This is a genomic window from Streptomyces sp. SID5469 (assembly GCF_009862865.1).
Lineage (GTDB): Bacteria > Actinomycetota > Actinomycetes > Streptomycetales > Streptomycetaceae > Streptomyces > Streptomyces avermitilis.
This window is the reverse complement of the sequence record NZ_WWIN01000001.1, coordinates 5,531,501-5,549,744: the sequence shown is the minus strand read 5'-3', so window position 1 is coordinate 5,549,744 and position 18,244 is coordinate 5,531,501. Positions and strand designations below refer to the sequence as shown.

Genomic DNA, 18,244 nt, shown 5'->3' with positions numbered 1-18,244 from the left:
TTCCCTCGCCGCTCTAAAGGTCTGGTTGACAAACATTTAACGTCGCGACCGGTGACACGACTCATATTCCGTGCAGAGTCCGGGCAGAGTTCCGACGCGCGGGACACACCGAGTGAACGAGGGAAGGGGCCACCCGATGGCAGTACAAGAGGGCGTGGCCCCCGAGGCGGCGGGCGCAAGCGCCGAACCCGGAGGGGCCGTTCACCGGCTCAAGCCCAACGCCATCGGCCTGCTCGGCGTGGTCTTCATGGCCGTCGCCACCGCCGCGCCGATCACCGCCATGACCGGCAACGTGCCCTTCATGGTGTCGTCGGGCAACGGCATCGGCGCCCCCGCGAGCTACCTCGTCGCAATGGTCGTACTGGCAATCTTTGCGGTCGGCTTCACCTCGATGGCGAAGCACATCACCTCGACCGGCGCCTTCTACGGCTTCATCTCCTACGGCCTCGGCCGCACCGCGGGTCTCGCCTCCGGGCTGCTCGCGACCTTCGCGTACGTCGTCTTCGAGCCGGCCCTGATCGGGATCTTCTCGTCCTTCGCGACCACCACGCTGAAGGACCAGACGGGCCTCGACATCCCGTGGTGGCTCTTCGCGCTCCTGATGCTCGCCGTCAACGCGACCGGTACCTGGTTCGGGGTGTCCGTCGCCGAGAAGCTGCTCGTGGTGCTGCTGGCCACCGAGGTCACCGTCCTCGCGGCGATGGCCGTCTCGGTCGCCGTGCACGGCGGCGGCCCGCACGGCTTCACCTTCGGCCCGGTCAACCCGGTCAACGCCTTCAAGGGCACCAGCGCCGGACTCGGCCTCTTCTTCGCCTTCTGGTCGTGGGTCGGCTTCGAGTCGACGGCGATGTACGGCGAGGAGTCGCGCGACCCGAAGAAGATCATCCCCAAGGCGACGATGATCTCCGTCCTGGGCGTCGGCGTCTTCTACGTCTTCGTCTCCTGGATGGCCATCACGGGCAACGGCGAGACGGAGGCCGTCCGGGCCGCCTCCTCCGCCAACCCGCTCGCCCTGTTCTTCAACCCCACCGAGCACTACGTCGGCCACTGGGCGGTGGTCGTCATGCAGTGGCTGATGATCACCGGCTCGCTCGCCTGCGGCATGGCCTTCCACAACTGCGCCGCCCGCTACATGTACGCGCTCGGCCGCGAGGGCGTCCTGCCCTCGCTTCAGCGCACCGTCGGGCGCACGCACCCCGAGCACGGCTCCCCGCACATCGCGGGGCTGGTGCAGACGGTGGTCAGCGCGGTCCTGCTCGGCGCGTTCTGGGCCGTCGGCAAGGACCCGTACAGCGGTACGTACGTCCTGCTCGCGATCCTCGGCACGATGGCGATCCTGGTGGTCCAGGCGGTGTGCTCGTTCGCGGTGCTCGCCTACTTCCGCAAGAACCACCCCGAGAGCCGCCACTGGTTCCGGACGTTCACCGCTCCGCTCATCGGCGGCCTCGCGATGCTCGCGGTCGTGGTGCTGCTGGTGTCCAACATGGGCGTCGCGGCCGGCCCCGAGTCGGGCGCGCTGATCCTCAGGGCCACGCCCTGGATCGTCGCCCTGATCGCGGTGGGCGGCGTCGGATACGCGCAGTACCTGAAGCGGCGCGCGCCGGAACGGTATGCGCTGCTGGGCCGGACGGTGCTGGAGGAGACGAAGGAGCGGTAGCCCGGCGGGGACCGCGGGGTTGAGCGCTTCGGCCCCCGGGGGCGCGGGGTTGAGCGTTTCAGCCCGGGGCCGCAGGGCCCAGCACCTCAGCCCCGGGGCCGCGGGGTTCAGCGCTTCGGCGGGGTTCAGCCCTGGCCGAAGCGCTCTTCGCGGTGGAGGCGCCAGCGGTCCATCATCGACGCGATCTCGCCGTCCAGGAACTCGAAGAACGCGAGGGTCTCGGAGAGCCGGCGGCCGGCCGGGCTCCCGGCACCGAGGCTGTCGACGCCCTCGCGCAGGGCGTGCTCCCACCGCTTGAGCACCGCCTCCCGGTTGGTCAGCAGCTCGTACCACTGGTCGCTGTGCACGCGGTAGCGCTCCCGCCGCGAACCGGGTTCACGCTCGCGGGAGACCATGTGCTGCTGCGCGAGGTAGCGCACCGCCCCGGAGACCGCGGCGGGGCTGACCTGGAGCTGCTCGCCCAGCTCGGCGGAGGTCAGGGTGCCGGAGTCGGAGGCGAGCAGCGCCGCGAAGACACGGGCCGGCATCCGCTGCATGCCTGCCTCGACGAGCTGCGCGGCGAAGCTCTCGACGAACTTCGAGACCGCTTCCGCGTCCCGTCCGGCCCCGCTCGTTTCCGTCATTCCCCGATCATCTCCCCTGCTTCCCCGCCCGCCGCGTCGGCCCCAAGTTTATACGATTCCTTAACTTCACAAATTTCTGAAAGAAGCGTACGTTCTGAAGCATGACGAAGGCACACCCCGCCATCGGGGTATCCGGACTGCACAAGTCGTTCGGCAGGACGCACGCCCTGGACGGGCTCGACCTGGAGGTCGAGAGCGGTGAGGTGCACGGCTTCCTCGGCCCCAACGGCGCCGGCAAGTCCACCACCATCCGCGTCCTGCTGGGCCTGCTGCGCGCCGACTCCGGCACGGTGCGGCTACTGGGCCGTGACCCGTGGACGGACGCGGTGGAACTGCACCGCCGGATCGCCTACGTCCCCGGAGACGTCACGCTCTGGCGCAACCTCTCCGGCGGCGAGGTCATCGATCTGTACGGGCGTCTGCGCGGGGGCCTCGACCGGGCGCGGCGGGCGGAGCTGACCGAGCGGTTCGAGCTGGACCCCACCAAGAAGGGGCGCACGTACTCCAAGGGCAACCGGCAGAAGGTCGCGCTGGTCGCCGCCTTCGCCTCGGACGTCGATCTGCTGATCCTGGACGAACCGACGTCGGGCCTCGACCCGCTGATGGAGGAGGTCTTCCAGCGGTGTGTCGAGGAGGAGCGCGACCGGGGCCGGACCGTCCTGCTGTCCTCGCACATCCTGAGCGAGGTCGAGGAGCTGTGCGACCGGGTGAGCATCATCCGCCAGGGCCGGACGGTCGAGAGTGGTTCGCTCGCCGAGCTGCGCCATCTGACCCGCACCAGCGTCACCGCCGAACTCGCGGGTCCGCCCAACGGGCTGGCGCACCTGCCCGGCGTCCACGACCTCGACGTACAGGGCCACCGGATCCGCCTCCAGGTCGACACCGACAAGCTGGACGCCGTACTGCGCTCGCTGAGCGAGTCGGGCGTACGGTCCCTGACGTCGACTCCGCCGACCCTGGAGGAGCTGTTCCTGCGGCACTACCAGGAGGAACAGCCGGAGGTGGCGGCCCGATGACCGCCACGACCTCCGCCGTACGGTCCAAAGGCACGCACCAACTGGCCGGCACCGCAACGCTGTTGCGCTTCGACTTGCGCCGCGACCGCGCGACGATCCCGATCTGGATCGGGATCAACGCGCTCATGGTGCTCTCCATGCCGAACACCCTGAAGAACCTGTACGGCACCCAGGCCCAACGCGACGACCTCATGCACCAGATGGCGACCAACTCCTCCCTGCGCGCCTTGGTCGGCCCGGTCTTCGACGACTCACTGGGCGCGCTGACGGCCTGGCGCGTCGGCGTCTACGCCGGTGCCCTGGCCGCCGTGACGAGCCTCCTCGTCGTCGTACGGCACACCAGGGACGAGGAGGAGAGCGGCCGCCAGGAGCTGGTGGCGTCCGGGATGGTGGGCCGCCGGGCCTCGCTGACGGCCGCGCTGCTGACGGCGGCGGTCGCACATGCCGTACTGGCACTGCTGGTTGCGGCCGGCCTGGCCGGTCACGGAGTCTTTGGCGCCGTGGCCTTCGGGCTCGGGATCGCGGGCGTCGGCATGGTCTTCGCCACGATGGCGGCGATCGTCGCCCAGCTGACGGAGAGCGCACGGCTGGCCCGCGGCCTGACGGCGGGCGTTCTGGGCGCCGCCTTCGTGCTGCGCGCGGCCGGCGACTCGGCGACGGACGACGGTTCCTCGGTGCTGACCTGGCTGTCGCCGATCGGCTGGCTGGAGAATCTGCGGCCGTATGCCGACGAACGGTGGTGGGTACTGGCGTTGTTCGTCGCGGCGTCCCTGATCCAGGGCGCGGTCGCCTACGAACTCGCCGGCCGCCGCGACATCGGCATGAGCTTCCTGCCGACGCGGCCCGGACCGGCGGTAGGACGCCTCGGGACCGCGGGCGCCCTGGCCTGGCGGCTGCAGCGGGGCAGCGTGTTCGGCTGGAGCGTCGGCTTCTTCCTCGCCGGGGTCGCGTACGGCGGGATGACGGACGGTGCGGCGGATCTGGTCGGCGACAACGAGAACGCCCGCGAGATCTTCGAGCGCATGGGCGGGCAGTCCGGGATCACGGACGCCTTCCTCGCCTCGATGGTCGGGATGCTCGGGCTGGTGGCCGCGCTGTACGTGGTCGCGTCGGTGCTCCGGCTGAACGGTGAGGAGACGTCGGGGCGGGCGGAACCGGTGCTGGCGAACGCGGTGGGGCGGCTGCGATGGGCCGCCGGGCACCTGACGATCGCCTTCGGCGGTTCGGTGCTGATCATGCTGCTCGCCGGGCTGGGCTTCGCCGTCGGCTACGGCAAGGAGGCCGGGCCGATTCTGGGCGCCTGCCTGGTACAGGTGGCCGGGGTGTGGGTGATCGGCGGGGCCGCGGTGCTGCTGTTCGGGGTGCTGCCTCGGGCTGCGGGGGCGGCTTGGGGAGTCGCGGGCGCGGTGCTGTTGATCGGGTGGGTCGGGCCTGCGCTGGACGCTCCACAGGCGGTGCTGGACGTGTCGCCGTTCGGTCATCTGCCGAAACTGCCGGGCGGCGCGATGAACTGGCCGCCGGTACTGATCCTGCTCGGTCTTTCCGCGGTCCTAGTGGCCGCGGGCCTGACCGGCCTGCGGCGCCGCGACCTCACGACCTGACCGGCGGCGGGAACCCCGAAGCGGCCTGCGTACGTCCATGCCGGGCATGGGACAACGTACGCAGGCCGCCGCGGGATGTCTGACCGCGGCCGTCGGCGCGGGCGCGGGACTCGCGGTATGGGCCGTCGACGTCCGGGAGCGGCTCTGGCGATTCGAAGCGGCCCCGGACTGGAGCGTGCTCTACGCCGAACTGCCGCTGGCGGTCCTCGGCGGAATCGCCGCCTCTCTGGGCGCGTGGGCCCTGCTCCGGCGGCTCAGACCGCGACGCTGAGCCCCTCCAGCCCCCGGATCACGAAGTTCGGCTTCCGCTTCGGCTCCGCCACCAGGCCCAGTGTCGGGGCCTTCTCCAGGAGGGCCGTCATCGAAGCCGCCAGCTCGATCCGTGCCAGCGGTGCCCCGATGCAGTAGTGGATGCCCGCGCTGAAGGAAATGTGGGGGTTGTCCTCGCGGGTGAGGTCGAGTTTCTCGGGATTCCGGAAGACCTCGGGGTCGTGGTTGGCGGAGCCAAAAAGCATGGCGATCTCCGCGCCCCTCGGGACCGTCGTGCCGTCGATCTCGATCTCGTCCAGGACCCAGCGCTCGAAGAGCTGGAGGGGCGTGTCGTAGCGCATCAACTCCTCCACGGCGGCGGGCACGAGCGAGTGGTCGGCGCGCAGGGCGGCCAGCTGGTCGGGGTTGCGGAACAAGGCGTACCAGCCGTTGACCGTGGCGTTGACGGTGGCCTCGTGGCCCGCGTTGAGCAGCAGGACGCAGGTGGAGATCATCTCCTGCTCGGTGAGGCGGTCGCCTTCGTCATGGGCGGCGATGAGCCCCGAGATGAGATCGTCGCCGGGCTCCTTGCGGCGCTCGGCGATCAGCTCGCGCAGGTAGTCGGAGAACTCCACCGACGCCCGCACCGCCTTCGCCGCCACGTCCTTCGGCGGGTTCAGCTCGTACATCCCGCAGATGTCCGCCGACCAGGGACGGAGCGGGGCACGGTCGGACTCCGGGATGCCCAGCATCTCGGCGATGACGGCCACGGGGAGGGGCTCGGCGACATCCGCGAGCAGATCCCCGCCGCCCGCCGCGACGAGCCGGTCCACCAGCTCGCCGGCGAGCTTGGCCACGTACGGCTTGAGCTGCTCCACGGTCCGCGGCGTGAACGCCTTCGACACCAGGCGCCTGATCCGGGTGTGGTCCGGCGGCTCCAGGTCGAGCATCCCATGGTCGTTGAGGGTGTGGAACGGCTCGTGCTCCGCCGGGGGTGCGGTGCGGCCGAAGTCCTCATGCGTGTACCGGTGCTGGTACGCCCGCCCCAGGCGCCGGTCGCGCAGCAGCGCCGAGACGTCCGCGTGGTGCGGTACGAGCCACTGGTTCGTGGGCTCGTAGTAGTGCACGCGGCCCTTGGCGCGCAGATCGGCGTAGGCGGGGTACGGGTCGGCGAGGAACGCCGGGTCCCAGGGGTCGAAGGCGAGGTCAAAAGCAGCTGCCATGAACGGACGCTAGCCCGGCGACCCTCTGCCTGACCAGGGGTGTCTGCTCGGTGGCCGGAGGGTCACGTCCACGGACGCGGTCCACGAGTGGGCTTTGAGTCCGCACCGAGCCACTGGGCACGCTCAGGGTGCGGGTTTACGTTCCTTGAGGTGCTCGATGAGGGCGGTGAAGGAGGCGGTGGGGAAGGAGAGGGTGGCGCGGGTGGGGGCCTTGGAGTCACGGATGGCTATTCGGGGGTGCAGCGCCGCGATCTCGACGCAGGTGTCGCCCTGGCCTCCGCCGGAGTACGTCGACTTCCGCCAGTTCATTACAGTTCCTTGGCCAATCGGTGGATGAAGTCCCGCGATGCCACCGGATCCAGTGACGCCTTCTCCACCCTACGAAGCAACGTGCGGAGGTGCTCCAGCTGGGGTTCCGCATCGAGGAACGCGGTGCCGGTGGGCGAATCACGCAGTCCCGTGTCCAACTTGGGCACCGGACCTCCCAGGTACATCATCGAGGCACCGGTGCCTCCGAAACCGTACGGATCGGCGCGTGGGACGCGAATCCCGAACCACCTTATTTCCCAGGCGAGTTGAAAGACCTGACCGACGCCGAGGACGGCCGCGGCCTCGCCCTCGTCAGCGCCTGCTCCAGCCTCCGGGGCCGGCAGCGCCTGTCCAGATTCGGCAACCGGGGCAAGTACGTGTGGTGCGAGCTGGCGACGACCTGACCGAGCGTATGGAAAAGGACGCCGCACGCCCTACCCCGGCGTCACCAGCCGTGCCTCGTAGGCGAACACCGCCGCCTGCGTCCGGTCCCGCAGGCCCAGCTTGACCAGGATCCGGCTCACATGGGTCTTGATCGTCGACTCGGCGACCACCAGGCGCCCGGCGATCTCCGCGTTCGACAGACCCTGGGCGATCAGTACCAGCACCTCCGTCTCACGCTCCGTCAGTTCCCCGTAGGCCGCGTGCACCGAGGCCGACAGGCGGGGTGTCTCCGCGAGCCGGGAGAACTCCGTGATCAGCCGCTTCGTCACCGAGGGCGCCAGCAGGGCCTCGCCCGCCGCCACCACCCGCACCCCGTCGGCCAGCTGGCGCGCCGAGGCGTCCTTGAGGAGGAAACCGGACGCCCCCGCCCGCAGCGCCTGGTACACGTACTCGTCCAGGTCGAACGTCGTCAGCACCAGCACCTTCGCCGCCCCGCCCGCGGCGACGATCTCCCGCGTGGCCTCGATGCCGTTCATCTCCGGCATACGGATGTCCATCAGAACGATGTCCGGCGCCAGCTCACGGACCCGCTCCACCGCCTCCCGGCCGTTGACCGCCTCCCCGACGACCTCGATGTCCGGCATCGCCCCGAGCAGCACCGAGAAGCCCTCCCGGACCATCATCTGGTCGTCGGCGATCAGTACACGGATCGCGTCACTCGTCACGGGGAGTCCTCCAGCATGGACACCGGCAGGAACACCGTCACCTCGTAGCCCCCGTCTTCCGTCTCGTCCGCCGTCATCTCACCGTTCAGCATCGAGACCCGCTCGCGCATCCCCGTGATGCCGTGCCCGGCGCCGTGCGTGGACTTCACCAGGGTGAGGCCCGGCGCGCGGCCGTTGACTATGCGCAGGCCGAGGCCGCCCAGGACGTAGCCGATCTCCACCCGGGCCGTCGCGCCGGGCGCGTGCCGCAGGGTGTTGCTGAGGGCCTCCTGGACTATCCGGTACGCCGACAGCTCGACGCCCTGCGGGAGTTCGCGGACCGCGCCCGTCACCGCCTTGTCCACGGTCAGGCCCGCCTCCCGCACGTTCGCCAGGAGGGCGTCGAGGTCCGCGAGGGTGGGCTGGGGGGCGTCCGGCGCCTCGTAGTCCTCCGCGCGGACCACGCCGAGGACGCGGCGCAGCTCGGTCAGCGCCGCCACCGCGTTCTCCCGGATCGTGGCGAAGGCCTTCTCCAGTTCCTCCGGCGGGTTCTCCACGCGGTAGGGCGCGGCCTCCGCCTGGATGGCGACCACGGACATGTGGTGGGCGACCACGTCGTGCAGCTCACGGGCGATCGTGGTGCGCTCCTCCAGGAGAGTGCGCTTGGAACGCTCGTGCGCCGTCTCCGACTGCTGGGCGGTCACCTCCTGCTTGGCCGCGCGGCGTGTGTGCAGCACGGTGATGGCCAGGAGGGCGAGCGCGGAGACGAACAGCAGCGGCAGGGTGTTCGTCCCGTAGTGACCCGAGCCGAACAACGTCTCGGCGAAGATCCCGTACACCGCGGTCAGAAACCACATCCACGCGGCGATGCGCGGCCTTGTGCGCAGTGCCACGACCGTCAGGACGGTCAGGTGGGCCGCGAAGCTGCTGGGCAGCCACGGCCAGTCGTCCCACATGTCGGCGAACACGCCGACGACAGCTGTCGCCGCCATGGAGAACCAGAAGGCACCGAGCGGCCGGACCAGGGTGAGCAGGACCGGGAGCAGCGCGAGGAGACCGAACAGGAGCGAAGTGCCCGAGCCTTCGGCGGAGCTGACGCCGATCGCCATCGACAACAGACCGGCTGCCGCCACCATCCCGTGCGGGGTCCAGCTCGCGTATTCCCGGATCCCCTCCGGCAGGCGGCGGATCCGCGGTCCGTCCACTCGTATGCGCGGGAGCGGGCGGTAGGCGAAGGCGTCGTGGATCAGGTCCTGCCGCAGGCCGCGCAGGGCATCCACGGCCAGCCGGAATTCCGGGCTGCGCTGCGTGGCCCCGCCCCCCGGTGGCGTCATCTGCATCTGTGTCGTCTCGGTCACATGGAAAAGGTAGGCCGAACCCGGGGTCGTGGTCGTCACCAGTGAGAGGGGTCCTTCAGGATCCGTCTCAGGTACTACGGGTGGCCCCGGGGCCGCTCCGGCGGGCTCCGTGGCAGCCCGACTACCGGCCCGGCGGCCTCTGGAAGACGGCTCGACTACCAGCCCGGCAGCTTCCGGAAGGCGGCTCGGCAACCGGCCCGGCGGCCTCCGGAAGACGGCTCAGTATCCGGCCGGCCGTACCAGCCCCGACTCGTACGCGAAGACCGCCGCCTGCGTACGGTCCCGCAGGCTCAGCTTGACGAGGATGCGGCCGACATGGGTCTTCACCGTCTGCTCGGCCACCACCAGGCGGTCCGCGATCTCCGCGTTGGACATGCCCTGGGCGATGAGGGCGAGGACCTCCGTCTCGCGCTCGGTCAGCTCGCCCACGCGCACCTTGAGCGGGGCGCGGGGTGTGGTGTCGAGGCGGGAGAACTCCGCGATGAGCCGACGGGTGATCCCGGGAGCGAGCAGCGCGTCGCCCGCCGCCACCACCCGGACCGCCTCGGCGAGCTGGTCGGCGGAGGCGTCCTTGAGCAGGAAGCCGGAGGCGCCGGCGCGCAGGGCGTCGTACACGTGCTCGTCGAGGTCGAAGGTGGTGAGCACCAAGACCTTGACCTGCGGAAAGTCGACGGCGATACGGCCGGTGGCCTGGATGCCGCCGAGTTCGGGCATGCGGATGTCCATCAGCACGACGTCCGGGGCGAGTTCGGCGACCTTGGCGATCGCGTCCAGGCCGTCGACCGCCTGACCGACCACCTCGATGTCGGGCTGGGTGTTGAGCAGCACCGTGAAGCCCTGCCGGACCATCATCTGGTCGTCGGCGATCAGTACGCGGATGGCACTGCTCGTCATGGTTCCTCTTCTCCTGTCGGGCCCGTTGAGCCCCGTCGGGTCGGTCGGGTCGGTCGGTCCTGTCGGTCCTGTCGGTCCTGTGGGCCTCGTGACCCGGTCGGGTCGTCGGGCTGCTCAGTCTCTCGGACCTGGCGGGTGCGGCAGGTCGTCGCCGGTCGCCGGGCCCTGGTCCCGGGAACGGGGCAGAAAGGCCGCGACCGCGTAGCCGCCGCACGAGGTCTCGGACGTGACCAGGGTGCCGCCCAGCATCGCCGCGCGCTCCCGCATGCCCAGCAGCCCGTGACCCGCGCCCGGCGAGGGCGGAACTGGCCGCTGGGGCCGGGAGTTGATGACCCGCACCTGCACACCCCGCGGAAAGTGGGTGAGTTCGACACGGACCGTGGAACCGGGCGCGTGCCGCAGCGCGTTGCTGAGGGCCTCCTGGATGATCCGGTACGCGGACAGCTCCACGCCGGGCGGCAGCGGACGCGCGTCGCCGCTGATCTCGGTCAGCACCGTCAGGCCGGCGGCCCGGGTGTTCTCCACGAGGGCGTCCAGCCGGGCGAGGGTCGGCTGCGGGGAGTCGGGGGCGTCGCCGGTGCCGCTGCCGATCCCGTACGGGTCCTGCGGGTCCTCGGAGCGCAGGACGCCCAGGACGCGGCGCAGCTCGGTCAGGGCCTCCAGCGCGTTCTGCCGGATGCCCGCCAGGTTCTCCCTCAGTTCCTCGGACGGGTTCTCCACGAGGTGGGGCGCGACCTGGGCCTGGATGGAGATCACCGACATGTGGTGCGCGACCACGTCGTGCAGCTCGCGCGCGATGCGGCTGCGCTCCTCCAGAACGGTCCGGCGGGCACGCTCCTCCGCGGTCAGCGAGGCCTGCTCGACCAGTTGTGTACGGGCCTCGCGGCGGCCCCTCAGCGCGGCGCCGACGAGGACGACGGTGGCAAAGACGAGCACCGCCAACAGGCCCGTCGGAGAGTACGCCGTCGCACCCTGGATGCCCTGGAGGAAGTACGTCACCAGGGTGGTCAGGGCCAGTACCCCGATGGAGGCACGGACGGGAACCCGCAGGGCGAGCAGGAACAGCACGAAGGCGCACGCCATGATCCCTTGCGACGTCCAGGGCCACGATGGCCTGATCGAGGACACGGGCGAGGGCGAGGGCAGTACCGAGACGCCGTACGCGACGCCGTCCTGGGCGATCCGCGCGGCTTCCGCGGACACGGCGGTGACCGCCAGCGACAGCCACCAGGCGGGAACCGGACGCCGCAGGGCGAGAACGACGGCTCCGCCCTGCAGAAACCCGAGCACCCTACTGAGCCCGGAGGCCAGGTGGTAGCCGGTTCTGATCTCTTCCGTGCCCGCGAGTGCCAGGGTCAGGGCGACGACGCACACCAGGACGTGCGGCAACCACCGCAGCCTGCGCGGGCGCGACAGGGGTGGCAGCGGGTCGGCCGCGACCGTCCACAGGTCGGCGCGGAGGGCACGGAAGTAGTCGTGGGGGCGGCGGAGGGCCGTCGAGGCGGAGAGTGGAGAAGCGGAAGGGGGCGGGGGTCCACTGCCGGGGTCCGCCTGCCGTGCCTCGTCCACCCGGTCAACCCTAGGCACGGTCGGTCGCCTGCGCTTGCGTTCGGCCCGAGTTGTGGACAAGGACCACTTGGGAGCGGCGGCCTCCACTGCGACGGCCGCCCTGTTCGTAGACGCGAAAGGCCGCCCAGCACACCGCGAGGACGAGGACGAAGGCGGGGAGCCAGAGCAGACGGGCGGCGACCCAGCTCAACCCGGCCGGGGTGGTGTGCAGTCCGGGGAGCCGGCCCGCGAGAAGGCCGGTGGCGGTGGTCGCCATCATGGCCGTCTGGTGCCAGAGGAAGATCGTCATCGCGGAGAGGTTCACCAGTGCCACCGCCGCCCAGGCCAGGGGGCGGCGCGTGATCCGGCGCAGCGGGGCGCGCAGCAGCAGCGCGAGGCCGCACTGGGCCAGGCCGAAGGTGACGGCGGCCGTAGTCGGCGGATCGAGGTTCGACACCGCGGCGCCGGGGACGCCCACCATCGACGCCGGGTAGCCCGCCCACGCGACCAGCCCCGCCGTCGCCGCCGCGCCGCCGGCCAGCAGCACCCAGCCCGCGCGACGGCGGTCCAGCTCACCGCGCGTCCAGGCCGCGCCCAGCGTGTACGGCACCAGCCAGCCCGCGGCCACATTCACCCAGCCGAGCCAGGAGGGCCCGCCGAGTCCGAAGCGAATGAGGTCCACATGGAGAACGACGGCCAGCGGCCACAGCGGGTTGAGGCGCGTCAGCAGTGGTGTCGCCGCCGTCAGCCCCGCGAAGACCAGCAGGAACCACAGCGGGGACAGTGCCAGCTTCACCAGGGTGTGTACGGTGCCGAAGTCCGCGCCCGCCGCGAGCAGACCGCCCACGGCGAGCGTCCACAGCGTCAGTACCGCCGCCACGGGTTTGAACAGACGGGCCAGCCGGGATCGCAGCCACCGCCCGTACGTCGTGCCACGCGCGCGTGCCGAGGCGTACCCCTTCGTCGCCACATGACCGCCCACCAGGAAGAACACGGCGAGCGTCTGGAAGACCCAGGAGATCGGGGCCAGCCACGGCATGTGCTGCAACGGGCTCGCCGTGTGCAGCGTCCCGCCGTCCGCGACGAGCGCGGTCACCAGCCAGTGGCCCAGGACGACCCCGAGGATCGCGAACGCACGCAGGGTGTCGACCGCGCGGTCCCGGTGCGCGGGCGTCGCGGTGTCCACCCGGCGGGCACCGTCCCGTATGCCGGTGGCTATGGCGCGTACCGCTGTTCGTGCGGCTGTGCGTGCGCCGTCCTTCATGTCGACGCGTCCGTCCGTCCGTACGTCCGTCCGTACGTCCTGTCGCAGGGTCGGCCTATGCACGGGTCACCTCCGAGGTGTCGCCGAGGACGATGCGGGCGAGGTTGTCCAGGGACACCGAGCCCGGCCTGAAGTAGTCGCTGTGGCCGCCGTCACCCGCGGCGAAGACATGGGCGCCGAAGGACGGGGAGACCGGGTCGGTGCCGAAGCCGACGGTGGTGCCGAAGAGGTCGGCGTGGGTGTGCGGGACGTCCTCGACCCAGTCGTCGGCGCCGCGGGACGCCCAGACGCGGGCGGGCGTGTGCAGGGCGGCGGCGGAGTCCGCGCCGGTGCCGGGGCTGCCGAGCAGGGCTATGTCGTCGACGTCCAGGTCACCGGCGGCGCGGGCGCAGACCACCGTGCCGTACGAGTGGCAGAGCAGGGAGATGTGCGGGGCGGGGTGCGAGGAGGGGTTGAGTCCACGATTCTCGGAGAGCTCGTGGAGGTCGCGAAGTTCGCTGATAAGGCCCCGCAGTTGGGGGGCCGCTTCCTTGGCCCGGGTGGCGGTGAGGGCGATGGTGCTGATGGTGCGGGGTGTCTCGTAGCCGAGCCAGGCGATGACCGCCGTGCGCGGGCCCGTCCTCTGGTGCAGGGCGAGGGCGCCCGCGCGGAAACGGCCGTACGTGTCCAGCGTCGTGTCGGAGCCCGGGACCAGGACGGCGACGCGGTCGGCCGTCGCCAGGTCGCCGAAGACCTCGACCGCCCGGCCCCTGCCCCGTCCGTCGAAGGTGAGGAAGTCCCGGGACGGGGCGGCCATGGAGCGGTCGGCCGCGGCGCGGGCGTGGTCGCCGTGGGCCCCGGCCATGCGGGACGCCTCCGCGGCGTTGGCGCGGTTGGCCGCGTACGTCGCCTCCAGCGTCGCCGCTGTCACGGGGGCGAGCGTCGCCGGTGCCGGAGCGGGGATCTCGGGGTGCGCTGCCGCGGCGGACACGGGGACGACGACCGCGCCCGCGATCAGCACCGCGAGCAGAGTGCGGCGCAGTCGGCCGAACCCGCGTCCGCTCGATCGGCCACGACCCCGGTCACGCACGCCGCGACGACCCCGGTCACGCACACCGCCACGACCCCGGTCGCGTACGCGTATGCCTCCACGACCTCCGTCGCGCACGCCTGCGCGCTCGGTGCCGTCCGCGGGCGGAGCCGTCTCCTCTGCCGCCGACCTCCTGGCCCGGAACCCCATGATGCGCTTCCCCTCCCAGCAGGCCCGCTGACTCAACGGGCGTCCATGGAAGGGAAATTACGGAGCGTGACACGTCGCCCGCGTCATGCTGGGGAGCTCACCTGGGACGTAGCTCTCAGGTATTACGGGTATGACAGGGAGGACGCGAACCGGCTGCCAAGCCTGCTGTCAACCCGGTTGCCAACCGGCTGCCAACCGGCTGTCACCAGCCCAGTTGCGCGATCTCCTCGGCCACGACCGCGCACGCGTCCGCCGCCGGATCGATCAGCGGAAAGTGCCCGACCCCCTCGAGGAGCGTGAGGCCGACGACTTCCCCCGCCTTCGCCGCCGCGTCCGCGTACGCCTCGGCGACCGCGTGCGGAACCACGATGTCGGTGCGTCCCTGGACCAGGGTCGTGGCGATACCGGTGGGCAGCAGGAGCGCCGGGTCCGCGTGCGGCCGACGGTCGGTGAACGCGGCCTCGCCACCGAGGAGTTGGGTGGCCGCGCCGCCGCACACGTCCAGCTTCCGCGCGACACCGAAGTCCGCGATCGGGGCGAGCGCCACGACGCCGCGCAGCGGGGCCGGGCTCTCGGTGCGCCACGGGGAGCCGGCCGGCAGGACATGGCGGGCCGCCGCCCACAGGGCCAGGTGGCCGCCCGCCGAGTGGCCGGTGATCACCGTACGGCGCAGGTCGGCCTGGGGAAGCGCCTCGCGTACGAGGGCGGGGAGCGCGTCCAGCGCGGCCGCCACGTCGTCGAAGGTGTCGGGCCAGCGACCCGCGACCGGGCCCGCACCGCCCTGAGCGGCCGCCGCACCGCCCTCCGTCGGGACATCCGCACCGCCCCGCGCCGGGACGGGGTCGGCGCCCCTGCGGTACTCGACGTTGGCCACGGCGAAGCCACGGCGGGCCAGGAAGCCGGCGAAGGGAGTGACGTGGCGCCGGTCGTACGGAGCCCGCCAGGCGCCCCCGTGCAGAACGACCACGAGGGGAGCGAGAGCCCCCGGCACCCCGGAACCCGCCGCCGCTCCCGGTACCTCCGGCGCCTCCGGCTCGACCCCGCGCGGAGCGTAGAAGTCGATCACCTGATCGGGGTGAGCGCCGTACGAGGCCGTGGAGTCGGGCTCGACGGGCGGGTGCGAAAAGACGGACGCCTCTTCCGCGGCGGCACGTTTCGCCACCTCACGTTCCGCCCCATCGCGCGGTTCTGCGGCATCGCGGGGTGCGGCGTCGTCCGGCATGCTCCAACCTCTCAGCGGCAAAACGGAATTGGGAACAGCTCGGCCGGGGCTAATCGACCGTTGGCGGGGACGGTATCAGGCCGGTGACGTGCGCCAACACGGGGATGTCACGCTCGGTGAGGGTTAAATGGTTCTGCCGTTTCGTTACGCTGTCCCCACCCCGTCCGACTCACCGCAGGAGGCCTCATGTCCGCCGAACCCGGCACCGTACGCCCCGGAGGCCGGACCGCGCGCGTGCGGGCCGCCGTGCTGCGGGCGGCCGGAGACGTGCTGGCCGAGCAGGGGTTCGCGCATCTCGATCTGGCGGACGTGGCCCGGCGGGCGGAGGTCGGCAAGACCACGGTGTACCGGCGGTGGGGGTCGGTGACGGGCCTGGTCGCCGACCTGCTGGACGACATGGCCGAACAGTCGCTGCCCCGCGCGGAGACCGGGTCCGTACGGGAGGATCTGCGGGCCAACGCGCACCTGGTGCAGCGGACGCTGGCGGACGCCCGCCAGGGCGCGCTGTTCCGGGCGGTCATCGCCGCCGCGACGTGCGACGCCCGTACGGCCGAGTCACTGCGGCGGTTCTACGAGGTGCGCGTCGCGGAGTGGGCGCCCTGCGTGGAACGGGGGGTGGAACGCGGGGAGCTGCCGGTGGGTACCGATGCGGCGACGGTCGTACGGGCCGTGTCGGCGCCGCTCTACTACGCGCTGCTCACCACCGGAACCGCCCCGGAGCCCGCCGACGCCGACCGGGCCGCCGACGCCGCCCTCGCCGCGGCGAGGGCAGAGGCGTACGTCGTGGGGTAGTACTCCGGAGTACAACCCCACGGGTAGTACTCCGGAGTACTCCGTTTCCTCCCCTTCGCCCACCCCCAATTTTGCGTATTGCGGGGCACACCGGCGCACACGGACCATGGCCGTGCATGGCGGTGCAGAACGGGGGAGTGATGCATTGTGGTGGGGAACGGGGGCGGTCCGCCCTATCTGGTAGCGGCTGTTCCGCCGCAACTCGCGGGTACCACATGGGAGTTGACGCGCGCCTCGCATATCGTCGGGCGGCTCGGTGACATCCGGCTGGCGCCTTCGGACGTGAGCAAGCGCCACGCCGAGCTGCGTCTGGGCAGCGACGGAGTCTGGCTCAGCGACCTGGGCTCCCGCAACGGCGTCCTGCACAACGGGCGGCGACTCGACCCCGGCCGACCGGTCAGACTGAGCGAGGGCGACCACCTCCACTTCGGTTCGGTGCAGTTGGTGTTCCGCAGCAACGCCCCGCAGGCTCCCGGCGCCGCCGGCCGGACGCCACACGGCCACGACCGCGAGCACGACACCTCAACCGTCACCGACCTGGGCGACGCCCGTCGGCGCCGCTTCGCGGGCCGGCACGGACCCGACCCCGACCTGCCGCCCCCTCCCCCGCGCCACGCCCCGCCCCCGCCCGTCGAGGACGACGCCCGGAGCATGACCACCCGGCATCTGGCGGCCGCGACCCAGTTCGACCCGTGGTTCGCGGACCTGGTGGTCCACCAGGTCGTCGACGAGCCCTACCGCGCCCTCGCCCCGGTCTTCGGAGCCGACCTCGGCACCGTCACCCGCTGGGCCCTGTCCGCGCGCCGGCGCCGGCTGACCCGCGACGCCGCGCTGTGCGCGCTGCTGTGCTGCCTCGTCGCGCTGCTCGGGCTCGGGGCGCGCGGCAACGTCGACGCGATCAAGGCGGCCGACCTCGGCGGCTGGTGGCGCCCGTACGCCGCCGGCGCGCTGCTGCTGCTCGCCCTCGCCTGGCTGGTCCTGGGCGTGGACGTCTGGGTCACCGAGTACCTCGTCCTGCGCCGGCGGCTCGCCCCTCAGCACTACGATCCCGCGCAGGCGCCGGACGCCTTGAGCGGGCGGGTCCGCGACCGGCTCGCCACCGTGGCCGAGCGGCCCGCGGGGAACCTGGTCGTCTGCTCCGACTACTGGCCCTTCGCGGGCAGCGGCGACCAGATCGAGGAGTGGGACCGGCCCGTCGACATCCGCAAGGGCTCACCCCGCGAGGACGGCGGCCGGCGCAGGCCACAGCCCTTCACCAAGGACGAGCTGTACGAGGTGCTCATCGCCGCGGCCTGTCGGCTCGGCCTGGCCAACCTGCGTGTGGAGGAACGTCTCTTCGTGGGCGGCAACGACGTCGCCCGCGACCCCCGGCTGCTGCCCGACCGGTTCCAGCCGCCCCTGACCCGCATCCCGCCGCACCTCATCCGCGGCATGCCGGACGGGCTCGGCGCGGCCCGGCGCTCGTATGTGAGCATCGAAGTCCCGGCCTGGAGCGGTCAGTTGGTGCTGACGATGTTCCTGCGCGCGGTCCAGGTCCAGGGGACGCTCTACCTGGAGTTCTCGGCGTACGCCCTGTTGCCGATGCGTCCCGAGTACTACGCCGTCGACAATCTGCCCCACCGGACGGCGGCGGGAGCGGCCGTCCGTGCGCTGGCCGCGGCGCTTCCGTGGACGCCACGCGCGCTGCTGGGATCGCCGGGAGCGCTCGCCCGGCGTGCGGCCGCCTCCCGGGCCGCGGCGGCGGGGCGGCGCCGGCAGCGGCGCACGATCGGCGGCGGCTACCGGTTCGACTACGGCGCCCAGCTCAGCATCCGCGAGTTCGCGCGCGGTCTGGACGAGGGCCACTACTTCCTCGGCCGCGACCTGAGCCGGGTCCTCAACACGACCCAGCAGCACCTGCTGAACACGATCGGCGACTTCCTGGAGGCCAAGGGCATCGACTCGGACGACTTCCAGCGGTTCCAGCAGAACGTGGTGCAGAACTTCGGCGACGACAACCGGGTCTACGCCAACAACAACCGCGGCACCATGTACGCCCACAACAAGAGGGTCCGGCATCCGCAGGGCGGCAAAGGCCAGGCGCCCGGGCCGTCCGCCCAGCGCGGCTGACACGGCTCACACGGCTCACACGGCTCACACGACCGACACGACCGGCACGACCCGGACGACCGGCACGACCGA

General features: G+C 71.7%; 17 protein-coding genes and 1 pseudogene. 7 read left to right on the top strand and 11 right to left on the bottom strand.

What is annotated here, in order from left to right:
• The first annotated feature begins 136 nt into the window (after positions 1-136).
• The gene (locus GTY58_RS23770; RefSeq protein WP_037649114.1) at positions 137-1,657 is read left to right on the top strand and encodes an APC family permease; all 1,521 of its coding nucleotides are present in this window, start codon (positions 137-139) and stop codon (positions 1,655-1,657) included.
• 125 nt (positions 1,658-1,782) lie between these two features.
• Here the strand turns inward: GTY58_RS23770 and GTY58_RS23765 are convergent, their stop codons facing one another.
• Positions 1,783-2,280: a MarR family transcriptional regulator gene (locus GTY58_RS23765; RefSeq protein WP_037649112.1), complete on the bottom strand. Its 498-nt coding sequence runs from the start codon at positions 2,278-2,280 to the stop codon at positions 1,783-1,785.
• Between the two features lie 101 nt (positions 2,281-2,381).
• Here GTY58_RS23765 and GTY58_RS23760 point away from each other — a divergent pair, with 101 nt between their 5' ends.
• From GTY58_RS23760 to GTY58_RS23750, 3 genes are read left to right on the top strand one after another with little or no spacing between them, the layout of a single operon-like run.
• The gene (locus tag GTY58_RS23760) at positions 2,382-3,296 is read left to right on the top strand and encodes an ABC transporter ATP-binding protein (RefSeq protein WP_010985966.1); all 915 of its coding nucleotides are present in this window, start codon (positions 2,382-2,384) and stop codon (positions 3,294-3,296) included.
• Positions 3,293-4,897, top strand: a complete 1,605-nt coding sequence (locus GTY58_RS23755; protein ID WP_010985965.1) for an ABC transporter permease — start codon at positions 3,293-3,295, stop codon at positions 4,895-4,897. Before GTY58_RS23760 ends, GTY58_RS23755 begins: the two co-directional genes overlap by 4 nt.
• Positions 4,898-4,943: 46 nt before the next feature.
• Positions 4,944-5,168 (top strand): hypothetical protein, encoded by a 225-nt coding sequence (locus tag GTY58_RS23750; RefSeq protein WP_037649204.1) that lies wholly within the window; start codon positions 4,944-4,946, stop codon positions 5,166-5,168.
• Here the strand turns inward: GTY58_RS23750 and GTY58_RS23745 are convergent.
• The 3 genes and pseudogenes from GTY58_RS23745 to GTY58_RS23735 all read right to left on the bottom strand — a co-directional run.
• Positions 5,152-6,369 carry a cytochrome P450 gene (locus tag GTY58_RS23745; RefSeq protein ID WP_010985964.1) on the bottom strand — a complete coding sequence of 406 codons (1,218 nt, stop codon included), beginning with the start codon at positions 6,367-6,369 and terminating at the stop codon, positions 5,152-5,154. The two genes, GTY58_RS23750 and GTY58_RS23745, sit on opposite strands and share 17 nt — an antisense overlap.
• 123 nt (positions 6,370-6,492) lie before the next feature.
• On the bottom strand, positions 6,493-6,678 hold the full coding sequence (locus GTY58_RS23740) for a DUF397 domain-containing protein (protein ID WP_010985963.1): 186 nt from the start codon (positions 6,676-6,678) through the stop codon (positions 6,493-6,495).
• A pseudogene (locus GTY58_RS23735) lies at positions 6,678-6,890 on the bottom strand (transcriptional regulator); the annotation flags it as partial. The pseudogene GTY58_RS23735 and the gene GTY58_RS23740, both read right to left, overlap by 1 nt.
• 54 nt (positions 6,891-6,944) lie before the next feature.
• Here GTY58_RS23735 and GTY58_RS23730 point away from each other — a divergent pair.
• Positions 6,945-7,082, top strand: a complete 138-nt coding sequence (locus tag GTY58_RS23730) for a hypothetical protein (RefSeq protein WP_306292876.1) — start codon at positions 6,945-6,947, stop codon at positions 7,080-7,082.
• A gap of 30 nt (positions 7,083-7,112) precedes the next feature.
• On the opposite strand, the gene GTY58_RS23725 is transcribed toward GTY58_RS23730, so the two are convergent.
• The 7 genes from GTY58_RS23725 to GTY58_RS23695 form a co-directional block, all read right to left on the bottom strand.
• On the bottom strand, positions 7,113-7,787 hold the full coding sequence (locus GTY58_RS23725; protein ID WP_010985962.1) for a response regulator transcription factor: 675 nt from the start codon (positions 7,785-7,787) through the stop codon (positions 7,113-7,115).
• Positions 7,784-9,124 (bottom strand): histidine kinase, encoded by a 1,341-nt coding sequence (locus GTY58_RS23720; RefSeq protein ID WP_242432118.1) that lies wholly within the window; start codon positions 9,122-9,124, stop codon positions 7,784-7,786. The genes GTY58_RS23725 and GTY58_RS23720 overlap by 4 nt, the downstream gene beginning before the upstream one ends.
• Before the next feature lie 219 nt (positions 9,125-9,343).
• Positions 9,344-10,018 (bottom strand): response regulator transcription factor, encoded by a 675-nt coding sequence (locus tag GTY58_RS23715; RefSeq protein WP_010985960.1) that lies wholly within the window; start codon positions 10,016-10,018, stop codon positions 9,344-9,346.
• Between the two features lie 114 nt (positions 10,019-10,132).
• On the bottom strand, positions 10,133-11,467 hold the full coding sequence (locus GTY58_RS23710; RefSeq protein ID WP_042494490.1) for a sensor histidine kinase: 1,335 nt from the start codon (positions 11,465-11,467) through the stop codon (positions 10,133-10,135).
• Between the two features lie 130 nt (positions 11,468-11,597).
• Positions 11,598-12,830 carry an acyltransferase gene (locus tag GTY58_RS23705; RefSeq protein ID WP_042493463.1) on the bottom strand — a complete coding sequence of 411 codons (1,233 nt, stop codon included), beginning with the start codon at positions 12,828-12,830 and terminating at the stop codon, positions 11,598-11,600.
• A 55-nt stretch (positions 12,831-12,885) separates the two neighbouring features.
• Entirely contained in the window at positions 12,886-13,899 is a 1,014-nt protein-coding gene (locus GTY58_RS23700) for an alpha/beta hydrolase (RefSeq protein ID WP_042493462.1), read from the bottom strand.
• Between the two features lie 352 nt (positions 13,900-14,251).
• The gene (locus GTY58_RS23695) at positions 14,252-15,271 is read right to left on the bottom strand and encodes an alpha/beta hydrolase-fold protein (RefSeq protein ID WP_010985956.1); all 1,020 of its coding nucleotides are present in this window, start codon (positions 15,269-15,271) and stop codon (positions 14,252-14,254) included.
• A gap of 186 nt (positions 15,272-15,457) precedes the next feature.
• Between GTY58_RS23695 and GTY58_RS23690 the strand changes: the two genes are divergently transcribed.
• Both GTY58_RS23690 and GTY58_RS23685 read left to right on the top strand, forming a co-directional pair.
• On the top strand, positions 15,458-16,063 hold the full coding sequence (locus GTY58_RS23690; protein ID WP_010985955.1) for a TetR/AcrR family transcriptional regulator: 606 nt from the start codon (positions 15,458-15,460) through the stop codon (positions 16,061-16,063).
• Between the two features lie 147 nt (positions 16,064-16,210).
• Complete coding sequence (locus tag GTY58_RS23685) at positions 16,211-18,172, top strand: FHA domain-containing protein (RefSeq protein ID WP_010985954.1); 1,962 nt, start codon at positions 16,211-16,213, stop codon at positions 18,170-18,172.
• The last annotated feature ends 72 nt before the right edge of the window (positions 18,173-18,244 follow it).

Bases quoted from the DNA above. Each gene is read 5' to 3' on its own strand.
- GTY58_RS23770 (WP_037649114.1), top strand. From the start codon at position 137: ATGGCAGTACAAGAGGGCGTGGCCCCCGAGGCGGCGGGCGCAAGCGCC.
- GTY58_RS23765 (WP_037649112.1), bottom strand. From the start codon at position 2,280: ATGACGGAAACGAGCGGGGCCGGACGGGACGCGGAAGCGGTCTCGAAG.
- GTY58_RS23760 (WP_010985966.1), top strand. From the start codon at position 2,382: ATGACGAAGGCACACCCCGCCATCGGGGTATCCGGACTGCACAAGTCG.
- GTY58_RS23755 (WP_010985965.1), top strand. From the start codon at position 3,293: ATGACCGCCACGACCTCCGCCGTACGGTCCAAAGGCACGCACCAACTG.
- GTY58_RS23750 (WP_037649204.1), top strand. From the start codon at position 4,944: ATGGGACAACGTACGCAGGCCGCCGCGGGATGTCTGACCGCGGCCGTC.
- GTY58_RS23745 (WP_010985964.1), bottom strand. From the start codon at position 6,369: ATGGCAGCTGCTTTTGACCTCGCCTTCGACCCCTGGGACCCGGCGTTC.
- GTY58_RS23740 (WP_010985963.1), bottom strand. From the start codon at position 6,678: ATGAACTGGCGGAAGTCGACGTACTCCGGCGGAGGCCAGGGCGACACC.
- GTY58_RS23715 (WP_010985960.1), bottom strand. From the start codon at position 10,018: ATGACGAGCAGTGCCATCCGCGTACTGATCGCCGACGACCAGATGATG.
- GTY58_RS23705 (WP_042493463.1), bottom strand. From the start codon at position 12,830: ATGAAGGACGGCGCACGCACAGCCGCACGAACAGCGGTACGCGCCATA.
- GTY58_RS23695 (WP_010985956.1), bottom strand. From the start codon at position 15,271: ATGCCGGACGACGCCGCACCCCGCGATGCCGCAGAACCGCGCGATGGG.
- GTY58_RS23690 (WP_010985955.1), top strand. From the start codon at position 15,458: ATGTCCGCCGAACCCGGCACCGTACGCCCCGGAGGCCGGACCGCGCGC.